General features: G+C 71.4%; 5 protein-coding genes and 2 pseudogenes. 2 read left to right on the top strand and 5 right to left on the bottom strand.

Translation table 11 applies throughout. The features are described 5' to 3' along the window. Window positions 1–119 precede the first annotated feature (119 nt). Window positions 120–772 (top strand): annotated as a pseudogene (locus ABTY98_RS00995) (hypothetical protein). Here the strand turns inward: ABTY98_RS00995 and ABTY98_RS00990 are convergent. The 4 genes from ABTY98_RS00990 to ABTY98_RS00975 all read right to left on the bottom strand — a co-directional run bounded on the left by ABTY98_RS00990 (window position 761) and on the right by ABTY98_RS00975 (window position 7384). Continuing rightward, window positions 761–1210, bottom strand: coding sequence for a DUF1931 family protein (locus tag ABTY98_RS00990; RefSeq protein WP_352218723.1), 450 nt, complete (start codon window positions 1208–1210; stop codon window positions 761–763). The pseudogene ABTY98_RS00995 and the gene ABTY98_RS00990 sit on opposite strands and share 12 nt — an antisense overlap. Before the next feature lie 168 nt (window positions 1211–1378). Continuing rightward, complete coding sequence (locus ABTY98_RS00985) at window positions 1379–2563, bottom strand: acetate/propionate family kinase (RefSeq protein WP_352218722.1); 1185 nt, start codon at window positions 2561–2563, stop codon at window positions 1379–1381. A gap of 192 nt (window positions 2564–2755) precedes the next feature. Beyond that, complete coding sequence (locus ABTY98_RS00980) at window positions 2756–4381, bottom strand: S53 family peptidase (protein WP_352218721.1); 1626 nt, start codon at window positions 4379–4381, stop codon at window positions 2756–2758. A 114-nt stretch (window positions 4382–4495) separates the two neighbouring features. After that, window positions 4496–7384, bottom strand: coding sequence for an AAA family ATPase (locus ABTY98_RS00975; RefSeq protein ID WP_352218720.1), 2889 nt, complete (start codon window positions 7382–7384; stop codon window positions 4496–4498). A 195-nt stretch (window positions 7385–7579) separates the two neighbouring features. Between ABTY98_RS00975 and ABTY98_RS00970 the strand changes: the two genes are divergently transcribed. Then, window positions 7580–8878: an alpha/beta hydrolase-fold protein gene (locus tag ABTY98_RS00970; protein WP_352218719.1), complete on the top strand. Its 1299-nt coding sequence runs from the start codon at window positions 7580–7582 to the stop codon at window positions 8876–8878. Window positions 8879–8971: 93 nt separating this feature from the next. On the opposite strand, the pseudogene ABTY98_RS00965 reads toward ABTY98_RS00970, so the two are convergent. After that, window positions 8972–13756: pseudogene (locus tag ABTY98_RS00965) on the bottom strand (family 43 glycosylhydrolase); the annotation flags it as partial. Window positions 13757–14046 lie beyond the last annotated feature (290 nt).

Raw genomic sequence — 14046 nt, 5'->3', positions numbered from 1 at the left:
GACGACCGCCGGCACGCACGTGAGCGGTGGCGGTAGGGCCACCCCTCATCCGGTGTCCAGGCCCGGCGACGAAGCAACGAGGAACTGGAATTCACCACAACGGACCCCGGGGGACACCCATGAACGAGACCGTCGCCAGGCGCCTGACGGGCCTCGCCGCCATCGTCACCGCAGCCCTCTTCATCGTCGAAGTACCTCTGTACTTCGTCTACTCCGGCCCGCCGCCGGACTCGAACGTCCTGGCCAGGCTGCTGATCGGAATCGTCGCGCTGGCGTTCATGATCGTGTTCGTGACGGCCTTCCGCGAACTGGTCAAGGTGGCGAACCCCGCCTACGAATGGGTCGGCACCATGGCCTTCGCCACCAGACTGGTCTACGCGACGATCACCCTGGTCTCCAGCGGGCTGGAAGCCGGCGCGGTCATCGCCGCCGACCACCCGATCGACCCGACCGTCACGGTCAGCGGCACCTACATCCTCTACGGGTCGATCGGCCGCCTCCTGCTCGCCCTTTTCCTGACCGCGGTGGGCTACGGCATCTCCCGTACGAACCTGCTGCCGCGCTGGACCGGCCGCTCCGCCTTCGCCCTGGCAGGGTGCAACCTGGCCTTCGTGCCGTCCCTGTTCTTCGGCGACACTCCCGCGCACTTCTACGCGGCAGCGGCTGGGGCACCACCGCCCTGATGGGCGCGATCCTCAGCTACTGGATGCTCGCCCTGGGCATCTGCACCTACCGCAGTACGGGGACGCCGCCCCGAAAGCTACAGCAGTAGGTCGAAGACCTTCGTGACGGTCTCCCAGTGGCTGGTCTGAGGGTTCTTGAGGTCCGGGAAGACGATTCTGAACGTGTCGGCGAGAGCCACGCTCAGCCCGCCGAGGATCTCCGGGTATCGCGCCTCGGTCTCCTCGGTCGGCGCCCGGTCGAGCGGGGGGTGCTTGGCCAGCTGCTCGAGGACGGGCTTGAGTTCGACCTCCTGGTCCAGCCGCCGGAACCGGTGGATGCTCTCCTGGAGACCCTTGGTGATCGGCAGGTCCCACGGTTCGACGGTGTCCCGGTCGTTCGCCTTGGCCGCGGCCTGCGCGACGGTCAGGAGATCGTAGAGCTTGTCGTCCACGAACTCGCTGTAACGCTTCAGGTCGTTCTTGTCCACGTCGAGGCTCGCGGCCGCGCGGAAGAACCGTTCGAATGCGGACACCCCCATGACGGTCATGTCTCTCGCCTCCTCCTCGACTCGCCGGCTCATCGACAGGCGATCACCCGGTCAAGGGTCGCAGGGGGTGCCACGGGCCGCCTGCGCATGCCAGGACGAATACGGCTGCCCGCATTCCACCTGCCAGGACAAAGCCGCGGGTGTTCACCGAGCCCCAGGACGGGGCCTTCACAACGCGCCGGGCCGTGCGACGCCGCCGGACCACACGTCCCTCGACTCGAGGACCCGCCGGGTCTCGACGGCGATCTGCTGCGGCTCACCGGTCGCGACGACGACCACGGGCACGTCTGCGCCCGGGCCGTCGATCCTGCGCACACCCTCCTCGAACAGCTCCTCCAGCGGCGGAACGGCCAGGCCGCCCCGCACGCCGAGGACCCGGAGCCCCGCGCACACCTCCTCGCGTACCTCGGGCTGGTCCACGCCGATCTCGCCGGTGAAGGCCAGCACGTCGAGGCGGTCCAGCGAGGCCGCCATGGCGGCGATGCCGCGCCGGCAGCCGTGCACGAAAACGGCGAGCGCCGCCTCGGCGGCCCTGTCCCCCCGCCTGCGCGCCCGCATCAGGTCCCGGGTGTCCCCGGACATGCCGGAGAGGCCGAGGAGACCGGACCGCCGGTGGAGATCCTCCTCCACCTCACGAGCGGTCAGACCGTGGCGGCGCTGGAGCCACAGCAGGGCCCCGGGATCGACGCTGCCGCTGCGGCGGCTCATCACGAGTCCCTCCAGCGGGGTGAGGCCCATGGTGGTGTCCATGCTGCGGCCGTCGCGAACGGCGCACGCGGAGCAGCCGCCGCCCAGATGGACGAGCACGGCCTGGAGGCCGTCGGCAGGCCGTTGCAGCACCTCGGCGGTCCGTTCCAGGCACCATGCGTAGGACAGTCCGTGGAAGCCGTAGCGCCTCATCCCGTACTCGGTACGCCACCGTTCCGGCACGGCGTACTCACGGGCGGCGGCCGGGAGGTCGCGGTGGAACGCGGTGTCGAAGCACGCCACGTGGGGCACGTCCGGCAGCAGCTCCCGTGCCGTGTCCACCACGGTGAGGGCGGGCGGCAGGTGCAGCGGCGCCAGGTTCCTGACCTCTTCGAGCAGTTGGCGGATCCGTCCGTCGATCACCGTGTGATGTGTCAGACGCGGCCCGCCGTGGACGAGACGGTGTCCCACGGCGGTGGGCGGGGGCACGGTGGCCAGGAAGTCCCGCAGGTCCACGTCGGACTCGGGGCCGGGTGGCGCGGACGAGTCACGGCCCGCGATCCGGGTGCCGGCGGCCGAGAAGAGGGTGATGTGCAGGCTGGAGGATCCGGCGTCGAGAACCAGGACGCTCCGGCGGGGAGGGCCGGCGGACCGGGCGGGGCTCATCGCTGCCTCCTTCTCCGCCGTACTCGATTCACGGGGGGCGGTCCCCGGCCGAGTACCCCGGCCCCCTGGTCCGGCCCAGGCGGATCCTGACCCGCTCCGGCGAGGCGGGGTCCGCAAGGCCCAGCCCGGCCCCGGGTCCGTAGGCAGGACTCGGGGCCGGGCCGGACGCATCCGGTGGTTCAGGCGGTGGCGTCAGCCGAGGAGCTTCGTCGCCAGGGTCGAGGCGTTGTACGAGCCCCAGCCGGTGGTGAAGTCCCAGCCGGAGGCCGCGGAGTAGGCGCCGTTGCTGCCGCTGGTGATGTCGTGGAAGCCGGTGCCGTTCGCCGAGTAGAGGGCCGGGTTGGCGAAGCCGAGGTTGGCCTTGCCTGCTGCCGCGGCCTGCTGGTTGTAGAGGGCCGCGAACGCCGCCCACTCGGGGGCCGCGGCGCTGGTGCCGCCGACCGAGGACCATGAACCCTGCGAGTAGATGGAGACGCCGGGGCTGGGGTTGGCGTGTGCCGAGACGTCCGGGACCTGGCGGTAGCCGCCTCCCGCGCTCTTCTGGACGGCCGTCTGCCAGCTCGGGATCTTGAAGACGGAGGACTTGCCGCCACCGCCGCCGGACCAGGCCACCTCCTTGCTGAAGGCGTTGGACGAGGTGACGGTCAGCTTGGTGCCGCCGACGCCCGTGACGTACGGGTCGCTGGCCGGGTAGTCGACGGAGGTGCCGCCGTCGCCCGCGTCGTCGGAGCCGTCGTCACCGGAGGCCGCGTAGAAGCCGAGGCCCTCGGCGGCGCCCGCCTTGAAGACGGCATCCACCGCGTTGATGTTGGAGGTGGTGCGGGCGCTCTCGGCGGCGCCCCAGCTGATCGAGGTGGTGGGGATGCCGCTGTCGACGATGGCCTGGTAGGTGTCGACCTCGCCGGCGTCGGAGTTGGGGCCCTCGAAGACGGTGACGTTCGCCTTGGGGGCGATCGCGTGCAGCACCTCGATGTCCAGCTCGACCTCGACCTGCCCGTCACCGAGCGAGCCCGAGCCGCCGTCCACCTTCTGCACGGTCGGGGTGGGCGAACCGAGGCTGTAGTTGGTGTCGTACTTGGTGATGTTGGACTGCTGGAAGCCGTCGAACTCCAGCAGCGCGATCTTCTGGCCGCTGCCGGTGTATGTGCCGGAGACGCTGTAGCCGCCCTTGAGCTGGGCCGGGGTGTAGCCGCCGCCGGGGCCGTTGTGCGGGGAGACGGTGTGCGGGGTGGCCTGGTGGTGCAGCTGGACGCGGTTGTTGAGGCCCGCGACGTCGCTGACCAGGGAGGCGAGGGGGGACGGGAGCGTCGGCGCGCTGTCGTTGGCGTAGAAGGAGCGGCCCGAGGAGGCGTCCTTCCAGGTCGACAGCTCGGTGCCGAAGGCCTTCTGCAGCTGGGCGGCGGTGCCGCTGGCGTCGACCAGCAGGTTGCCCGAGTGCACCTTGCCGACGGTGACCCCCTGCGAACGCAGGTAGTCCCTGAGCTTCTTTACCTCGGCGTCGGTCCGGCCGAACCGGGCCGCGAACTGCTGCTTCGTCAGGTAGTGGCCGTACGAGGCCGAGTGCGGGTCGCTGACCTCGGCCACGAAGGTGTCAAGTGCCTTGCCGCCTCTGGGAGTCAGGCTGATCGCCACCGATATCCGCTTGCCGGCCGCGACCTTGCCCGTGCGGGACGCGTTGTGCTTCAGGCCGGGCAGGACGTCCCCGGCGACGGCGGCGCGGGCCGTGTGCGGGGCGTCGGACGCGTAGGCGGCGGGGACGACCGCCGTGATCAGGGCCGGTGCGGCGACCAGACCGAGCAGTTTCAGGCGTGACTTCACTGAAGTCCTCCGGTGGGGGGGTGGGGGGTGGGGAGGGTGTCCCGCGAGCGGAACGGGATCACCGTAGGAACTGCCGGCCCACCCCCATAAGCGGGGTAACCCTTGCGTTGCGTGTTAACTGCGGGTGTCGAAGGTGCGGGGGGTGCGGACGCGCGTGGGCAGACTGATCGTCATCGTCTGTGCGACAGAACCGGTTTGGTCGTCGCCGCCCGCGTCCACCGCCGCTCCGGACGCGATGACGGCGACCGCCATGGCGTGCGCCAGCGCGGTGCGTGAGCGGACGCCGAACTTGCGGTAGACCCGGGACAGGGCCCCTTCCACCGTCTTGACACTGATGAACAGCTCCGCGGCGACCTCCCTGTTGGTGGCCCCGCCGCCGACCAGTTCGGCGATCCTGGCCTCCGCGGGCGTGAGTTCGTGCCCGCCGGCGCCCGCCTCGCCACCGCGCTCCCCGGCCGCCAGCCGGGCGAGCTCGTCCCGGGCCCGTGCCGCGAGCGGAGCCGCGCCGATCCGGGTCGCCGTCTCCAGGGCCTCGGCGAGCGCCTCGCGGGCCGCGTTCCGGCGACGCGCCCGGCGCTCGACCGCGCCGAGTGCGATCAGGGCGCGTACCAGCTCGACGGGGAGCGGGAGGTGACGGAGACGTTCGACGGCCGTGCGCAGCCGTACCGCCCCCTCCTTCGCCCGGCCGAGTCCCGCCTCGCGCAGGCCCTCCGCCCGTTCCAGTGCTGCCAGTACGCTGCCGGGTGCTCCGTCCGGCACGCGCGCGCGTGCGTCGCGGAGGACGGCCCCGGCCGCGTCGGTCTCGCCCAGGACGACCAGGGCCTCGGCCAGGTCGGCGTACCAGTGGAGCAGGGGCGGGTCGGCGGCGCACATGGCCTCGCCCAACTCCTTGACGCGCTCCAGCGCCTCGACCGCGGCCGCCGCCCCGCGTGGATCGCCGCCGAGCAGTTCGGCCTGCCCGAGCACCGCCAGCGCACGCAGCAGGAACAGCCGGTCGCCGTCGGCCTCCGAGGCCCGTACCGCCTGTGCGGCCAGCCGCCGGGCCTCGGCGGCGGTGGAGCCGGTGGTCGCGGCGAGCGCCGCCGCGTACAGCGCCGGAGCCGCCTGGGCCATGGCACGCGAGCAGCGGGCCGCGGTGCGCAGCGCCTCACGGCAGTGTCCGGCGCGGACCTGGATGCGGGTCAGCGCCACCAGGGTCGCCGTCACCTCCTCGGCCCCGGCCGACCCACCGATCTCCGCGAGGAGCCGGACGACCTGGTCGCGGGCCTCGGCCACCTGGTCGGAGTCCAGGGCGAGGATCGCCCGCATCCGGATCAGCCGCCGGCTCTCCGGGCCGCCGTCGGCGCCGCCGACCAGGACGAGCGCCTCTTCCAGCGCGGCGTCGGCGGCGACCGGCTCCCCGGCCAGGGACCGCACCCGGGCAAGGGTGGCGAGTGCCCCGATCCTGGTGTCCGTGTCGCCTGCCGCGGCCGCCTGCCGCGCCGCCCGCCGGGCATGCCGGGTCGCCTCCTCCAACTCCCCGCACAGCAGCCCCCGTACGGCGGCCCAGTGGTGCAGCCGTGCCTCGGAGCGTGGATCGCCGGCCGCGTCCTGGAGGCCTTCCGCGATCAGGTCCTCGGCGCTCTCCAGCGCCTGCCCGGCGCCGAGCAGCAGGACCAGGCGGGCCCGCACCCGCTGTGGTGCCGAGCCCGAGCGGGCGAGGACGGTCTCAGCGGCCTCTCCGGCCTCCTCGGTACGTCCGGCGTCGCAGGCGTACTCGGCCGCGGCCAGCAGCCGTTCGGCATGCTCCGTCGGGCGGTCGGTGGGGGTGCGGCGGGCGCCCAGAGCGGCCAGCTCGAAGGCGGCGTCGGGGGAGCCGTCGCGGCGGGCGGACTCGGCCGCGGACATCAGGGTGCGGGCGGTGGCCTCGTCCTCGTACGGCTGGGCGAGCGCGAGATGGCGGGCCCGCTCCACGGGCTCGGTCACCGCGCGGGCCAGCCGCGCGTGTGCCCGCCGCCGGCCGTGCTCGGGGGCGTCGGCGTGCACGGCCGCCCGCAGTACGGGGTGCCGGAACCGTACGATCCCGTCGGCGTCGGCCGTCGCGATGCCGAGCCGTTCGGCCTCCGCGAGGTCCGCGGCGGGGTCGTGGAGTCCCGCGGCGCGCAGCAGGGTCAGGCTGGGGCGGGCGGCGGCGCTCGCGACGAGGAGGGTGTGCCGCACCGGCTCCGGCAGCGAACGGGCCTGCTTCAGCAGGAGGGTGCGCAGTCCCGGGGGCACCGGCGGCAGCGTGCCGGACCCGGCGGGCGCCGGGGCGCGCAGCGCGGCGCGCCCCAACTCCCTTGCGTAGTAGGGGTTTCCGGCGGCGGTCCGCTGGATCGCCCGCAGTACCGCCGGAGACAGGTCGGCGCCGAGGTCGGCTCGGACCAGGTGGGCCGTCTCGCCGTCCGTCAGGGGCGGCACGGGAAGTTCGACGGTGCCCGGCGGGCAGCAGCGCAGCCGCTCGGGCCGGTCGCCGTCGGCCACCCGCTCGGCGGCGAGCATCCGTATGCCGGGGTCGTCGAGCCGGCGTACGGCGAAGGCGAGGACCTCTGCGGTCGGCTCGTCTAGCCACTGGAGGCCGTCGACGACGAGCAGGACGGGACCGCCGGCGGCCAGGGCGCGCAGCGCGTCGAGGACGGCGACGCGTACGGCGAGCAGGCCGCGGTCGTCCGCCGGTCCGCCGCCGCGCAGCAGGGCCGCCCGCAGCGCTGCCCGGGGCTCCGGCGGCAGGGTCTCCAGTTGGCTCTCGGGGACCCGTGCGAACAGGTCGCCGAGCCCCGCGAAGGGCAGCCGGGCGTCCTCCTCGGCGGGCGAGCAGTGCAGTACGGTGCCGGCCGCCGGGGTGTCGGCGGTCAGGGCGGCGGTGAGAGCCGCCACGAGCGTGGACTTGCCGATGCCGGCGGGACCGTGGAAGAGCACCCCGGGGCGCGCCGCCGCCTGGACCCGGGCGCCGTCGAGCAGCGTACGGCGCCCGGTCAGAAGCATGTGTTCATGACAACCTCCGGTGATTCGTCGTGTCAATGACGTCGGTCACCTCTCGGCGGCGACCCCGTGCCCGACATGGCCTAACAGGTCATGTCTTCTTCCTGAATCCCTCGTTACGGAACGCGGAAGGCTCTTTGGCCCTCCTCCTGTGCGTAAGCAACGACGCACGGGCAGGGAAATCGGGGACTGAGTGACATGGGTTTGACCAGTCGGACGACCGTATACGCGCTCGGGGCGCTGGCCGCCCTGTGTGTGGCGCTGCTGGTCTGGCTGTGGCCGCGGTTCGCCAAGCCGGGACTGTGGCACGTGCTGGGGCGGCTCGGGGTCATCGGGGTGACGCAGGTGACGATCGTCGCGGCGTTCGCGTGCGCGGTGAACTCCTCGTACCAGTTCTTCGGCTCCTGGAACGAACTGTTCGGCAACGTCGACACCGCTCCGGTCGGTGTGACGCAGGCGGCCGGCGGGAACGGCGGCGGCTCGGTGAACGGCATAAGCAGCGTCCGCGGGGCGTCGCTCGTGCAGCCCGCGGGTGACCAGCAGCTGAGCCGGGTCAGCGGGCTGCCGGACGGGCCCGCCGCGGCCGCCGGCCGGGTGGAGTCGGTGAAGATCATCGGCCGGCGCACCGGCGTGGTCGATCCGGCCTTCGTCTATCTGCCGCCGCAGTACTTCCAGAAGGCGTACCACCGCATGCGCTTCCCGGTGATCGTCGCGCTCAGCGGCTACCCGGGCAGCATCTTCAACCTCGCCCAGCACCTGCGGGTCTCGCAGACCGCCGGCGAGCTGCAGCGCACGGGTCAGATGCAGCCGACGATCGTGGTGATGATCCGGCCCACCGTCGCCCCGCCGCGCGACACCGAGTGCGTGGACGTCCCCGGCGGACCGCAGGCCGAGACGTTCCTGGCCAAGGACCTCCCGGACGCGATCAGGTCCGTCTACCGGGCCGGCCACGACGCGAACTCCTGGGGCGTCATGGGGTACTCCTCGGGCGGCAGTTGCGCCCTCCAGCTCACCATGCGCGACCCCGGCGTCTACACGACGGCAGCCGCCCTGTCGCCCGACTACAAGGTCAAGGACGACCCCACCACCGGCAACCTCTTCGGCAGCGGTCCCGGCCGCCAGGCCCGGATCGACGGCCACGACCTGATGTGGCGGCTGAAGCACCTTCCCGTCCCCCAGGTCTCGGTCCTGGTCGCCAACAGCAAGCACGGCGAGAAGGGCTACCCGGAGACCGAGGCCTTCCTCAAGGCCGTCAAGGCGCCCATGCGGGCCGTCTCGATCCTGCCCGAGAGCGGCAGTCACAACTTCCCCACCTGGGTGAGGGAGATGCCCGCCGCCCTGAAGTGGATGAACGCCCAGCTGACCTTCCCTCAGGACGTCGTGCCCCGCCACCACCAGGAGAAGGGGACCGTGACGGCGGCGCGGCCCCGTCCCGGCGGGAGTCCTCTGCGCGCGGAGGGCAGGGAGCCCCGGCCCACCGCGACGGCGCACAAATAGGCTCCGTCAGCGGGCGGGCCGGTCGCGGGTGCGCTCGAGTGCCTGTGATCACGTGTTGTGGGACCGTGGTCGCGCCGAGTGCCGCGGTCCGACGGGGACCGTCACGGTGACCGTGCCCCCGTCGTCGTCGGCGACGGTGAGCACCGGCCGATGGCTGCCCGGCCTCCGGTACACGTGCTCGGCACGGCAGGTGGTCCCGGTGACCCTGCCCTTCGTCGGGCGGCCGCCGTCCTTCCAGTCGACGGTGCAGGTGTGGGTGTCGGAGGCGCCCCGGTCGGTGAAGGCGGCGGTGACGACCACCCGCCGGGCACCGTGGCCTCGGGCGTGGGTGATCACCGGAGCGGCGTTGGTGACCGTCACCGTCGTGGTGTCGGTGCTGCGGCCGCCCGTCAGGGTGAGGGTGTAGGTGCCGTTGTCGGTGCAGGTGACCGTGGTGCGGGCCGAGTCGGGGGCGGTGATGGTGCAGGGCGCGCCGCTCTCCGGGGTCCACCTGGCGGGACCGGCGCCCGACACCGTGCCGGAGAGCGGGATCGCGTCGCCCTCGGTGCCGGTCGCGTCCGGGCCCGCGTGGACGACGGTCACCGGGTCGATGCTCGTCAGGGTCGGTACGACGGGTTTGATCAGCCCGTTCGCGTCGAACTCCATTTTGTCGATGGTGGTTTCGCGATGGGTGCCGTCCCCGCCGGGGATGGCGAAGCGGTGGTAGGCGATGTACCAGTCGTCGGTGTTCGGCACGTGTACGACACTGTGGTGGCCGGTGCCCCTGATGCCCTGGGAGAGGTCCTTGGAGAGGATCACCCCGCGCCTGGTCCAGGGGCCGGTGGGGGAGGGGCCGGTGGCGTAGGCGACACGGTAGTTCTCGTCGCGGGTGTCGTTCTCCGACCACATGAAGTAGTAGGTGCCGGCCCGCTTGATCACGAACGAGCCCTCGTTGTAGCCGTCCGGGGTGATGTCCTGGACCTTCGAGGTGTCGATGGACGTCATGTCGGCGTTCAGGGGGGCGACGTACGCGTGGCCGTTGCCGAAGTAGAGGTACGACCGGCCGTCGTCGTCCGTGAAGACCGCCGGGTCGATCATCTGGCCGCTGAAGTCACCGGCCTTGAGGAGCGGCTTGCCCAGCGCGTCCTTGAAGGGGCCGGTCGGTGAGTCGGCCACCGCGACGCCGATGTTCGCGTCGGCGCAGAAATAGAGGTAGTACTTCCCGTCCTTCTCGGCGATCGTCGGCGCCCAGGCCCTGCTGTCCGCCCAGTCGACGTCCGGGCCCAGGTCGAGGATGACGCCGTGGTCCGTCCAGTGGACGAGGTCGGTCGACGAGTACGCCTTGAACTTCGTACCGCTCCAGCCGTCGTAGCCGTCGGTCGTCGGGTAGAGGTAGAAGGTGTCGCCGAAGCGGACGATGTTCGGGTCGGCGTTCAGCCCCGGCAGCACCGGGCTCTTCATCACGAGCGCCGAGACCGTCCAGGTGCGCCGGGTGCCGTCGGAGCCGGTCACCTCGTAGGTCACCGGTTTGCTGAAGTCCTGCACGCTCCCGGAGGCCGGGCTGATGGCGGCGCCGTGGGCGAGGGTGAACCGCGGTGCGAGCGCGGTGAGATCGGTGCCCTCCCGCATGGGGAGAGTGACCTTGCCGTCGGCGTCGTCGATGATCGCGTCGACCTTCAGGGCGGAGTGGGAGACCTGCGCGATGCCCGCCGTGTTGCCGCTGAGCTCCATCACCTCGGCGGGGGACAGCGCCCGGCCGTAGATACGGAAGTCGTCGACCTCGCCGCCGAAGTACGGGTCGGCCGAGTACAGGGAGCGGCCGATGTAGCCGGTGTAGTCCTTGCCCGCGTCGTACAGCTCGGACGGCTTGACGGTCGTGGTCGTACGGGCCGCCTCGACGCCGTCGACGTAAAGGATCATCGTGCCGGTGGAGCCGTCGAGGGTGACGGTGACATGTCGCCACCGGCCCGGGGTGAGCTGTGAGCCGGCCGTCAGCTTGGACTCCGCCGACCAACTGGCCTTGGTGATCGCCGAGTAGAGGCTTGAACTGCCGTTGGAGGGTGTGGCGAAGAGGTACTTGTCGCTGTCCGGGCCGAGTCCGAACAGCCACTGGAAGCTGTCGCCGCCCTTCCACTTCGCGTATGTCGACACGGTGACACTGTCCGCGTCCTTCAGCACACCGTTCGGGATCCTGACGTACGGCGAACTCGTCGCGTCCCCCGACATCTTGAAGGATCCGCCCTTGACGCCCGTCCCGAAGGCGGGCGTACGCACATAGGTGCCGTGATAGCCGTGCCCGCTGGAGTCGTGGGCGATGGCGCCACCCGTCTCGTCGAAGTCGTAGTGCAGCAGCAGGTCCGCCGGAACGTCGGGGTCGCCCTCCTCCGACACCGTGACCTCGGCCCGCACCGGGATCGCGGTGCCGTCCGGGAGGCTGCCGGTGACGGTGAAGGTGCCGGGTTGTGCGTACGCCGAGGCCGGGACGTCGTCCCAGGTGACGGCAACCGGCCGGTCGGCACCGTCGGCGTAGCCGGCGATGACGGTGGCCGGCAGGACGGGAGCCTGGCCGACACGGGCGCTCGCCTTCACGCTCTCGACGCTCTCCACCAGCTGGTCGGGCTGGTAGGCGCGCAGCAGTCGGTCGTACTCGGCCTGGGTGACCGGCAGGACCGTGCCATGGCGCGGTTTCGACGGCAGGTCGTAGTCGGTGACCGGAGTCCAGACGCCGGAGTCGAGGTCGGTGGTCTCGAAGGGGATGTAGCCGCGCCCCCCGAACTCGTCGAGGAACGCGTACCACTTGTCCTCCGTGTTCGACTTGAACACCAGCGGACCCTCGGCCGCGCTCATCGCCCCCTTGCCGATGCCCGCCGCGACCGCCGTCCAGTCGCTGCCGAGGATCGAGTCGCTCTTCTCCTCGAAGACGAACTTGCTGTCGGGCGTGGAGGAGGTGTTGTTCCGCTCGTCCTTGGAGAGCCGGTAGTAGGTGCCGTTGTCCTGGATCATCGTGGAGTCGATGACCGACCAGCCGCGGTCGATCCACACCTTGGGCTCGCTGAAGGTGTAGAAGTCACGGGTGGTGGCGTACATCATGCGGTTGTAGGTGTCGCCGGAGTGTGCCTCGTCGCCGTACAGCTTCGACGCCCAGAAGACCACGTACTCGCCGAGTTTCGCGTCGTAGAACGCCTCGGGCGCCCAGGTGTTGCCGGCGCTGTCCGGTGAGACCTTCACCAGTCGCTGGTTCGTCCAGTGGACGAGGTCGGTGGACTCCCAGACCATGATGGATCTGCTGCCGGTGCGCTGGGCGGCGTCCCAGTCGCCGTTGCCGTAGATCCTGAGGTCGGTGGCGATCTGGTAGAACTTGTCGCCCTCCGGGGAGCGGATGATGAACGGGTCGCGCAGGCCCTTCTCGCCGAGCGTGGAGGTGAGGACCGGCTTGCCGTCGTTCAACTCCCGCCAGTTCAACGGGTCGTTGCCCTTGCTGAGGGCGGCGTGGAGCTGCTCGCCGTCGGCGGTGCCCTCGCCGGTGAAGTAGCTGAACATATAGCCCTTGAGGGCTTCCCGGGCGGGGAGTTCGGGGACGTGCGCGGTGAAGGTGCGGGTCGTGGTGGCCGTCCCTCTGCTGACGGTGGCGGTCAGGTCGACGCTCGTCCCGCCGGCACCGTGCGCGGGCCGGTGGACCACGCCGTCGGAGGCGATGACCGCCGGGGCGGCGGAGGACCAGCCGACGGTCGTGCCGTAGGAACCGGTGGTCGGCAGGGTGAGGTTGCCGCGGACGTCGTCGACGTTGTGGACGGTGAGGACGTCCGCGGCGTGCCGGGCGGCGGTGGCGTCGTCGAAGTCGGCGAGGACGGTGACGTCGAAGGTCCTGGTGTCGGTGACCGTGCCCTTGGTGAGGGTCGCGGTGAGGGTGGCGTGGGCGTCGGGGGAGCCGGCGGCGGGCCGGGTCACCTTGCCGCTGTCGGAGACGACGTCGGGGTGGTCGCTGGACCAGCTGATGACCGAGCCGCCGGCCGTACCGGTCCTCGGCAGATCGAGGTCGGCGGTCACCGCACCGGTGTCACCGAGGCTCAGCGCCGCCTTGTCGTCGGTGACGCCCTGGGTGTCGACGGGCAGGGCGAGTTGCTCGACCTCGTCCTCGGCGAGCGCGCGGTCGTATACACGGAAGTCGCGGATACGGCCCTTGAAGAGCTGGTCGCCCGAGTACACGGACCTGCCGATGTAGTTGGCGAGGGTGCTGCCGGACCCGATGGACCCCGGGGTGATGGTGACGGCGGTGTTGCGGCCGACCTCGACACCGTCCTCGTAGAGCACTCCCGTGGTGCCGGTCTGGGTGTAGGCGATGTGCTTCCACACCGAGCGGGTGAGGTTGTGTGAGTCGGCCGGTTTGGTGGTCTGCTCGGTGGACCAGTTGCCGGTGGCGAGGGAGGTGCGCAAGGAGTTGCCGGTGGTGAAGAGGTAGCCGTTGCCGCTGCTGCCGCTGGAGTTGCCGAAGCCGTAGAGGAAGTACGGGGTGGACTGGGCCGAGTCGATCCGCACGTCCAGGGAGACGGTGATCGAGTCCATGCCCTTCAGGACGTCGTCCGGGACCTTGACGTAGGTGTCGGAGCCGTTGAAGCCGAGGCCCTGACCGGGGTCCGACCAGTCGGCGGTGCCGTTGACCGTGCCGTCGAGGCCGTGGCCGGAGGCGTCGGGGACGGTGGTGGCGGTGGCTCCGTCGGCCGGGTCGAGGGGGTACCAGAGGGCGAGGCCGTCGGTGAGGCTGCTCCCGGAGAGGCTGTCGTCGGCGTGCGCCGCCTGCGTGGGTCCGAGGAGCCCGAGCAGCATCGAGGCGACGGCCGGTCCGGCGAGCGAGCCTGCCCAGCGTCTCGCGCGTCCGCGCGGGGGTGCGGTGTGCGTCATGGGGCGGCTCCCTGCCAAGTCCCTTGTCGTTACATGGAGATGACCTCGCGTTGCGAGAGTGTCAAACGATGGGCATGGCAGCGTCAAGGGTTTTCGAACGATGTCCGACAGGTCGAACGATCGAGGGGGAGGGGGGCGCCGGTTTGTCAACTCGCGGCGTTCATGAGGCTTGGAGGTGCCGGTCGCGGGGCAGAGCCCTCCTACCGGACGGCAGGCCCGGGTCAGGGCTCGGCAAGAGGAGGGCGTCATGGACGGTCGGATCCGCGTACGCGTTGTTCGTCGGCCCGCTC

Source organism: Streptomyces sp. NPDC096040, from assembly GCF_040303265.1.
GTDB lineage: Bacteria > Actinomycetota > Actinomycetes > Streptomycetales > Streptomycetaceae > Streptomyces.
Note: the sequence above shows the minus strand (reverse complement) of the source record. Positions and strands in the feature narration are given on the sequence as shown.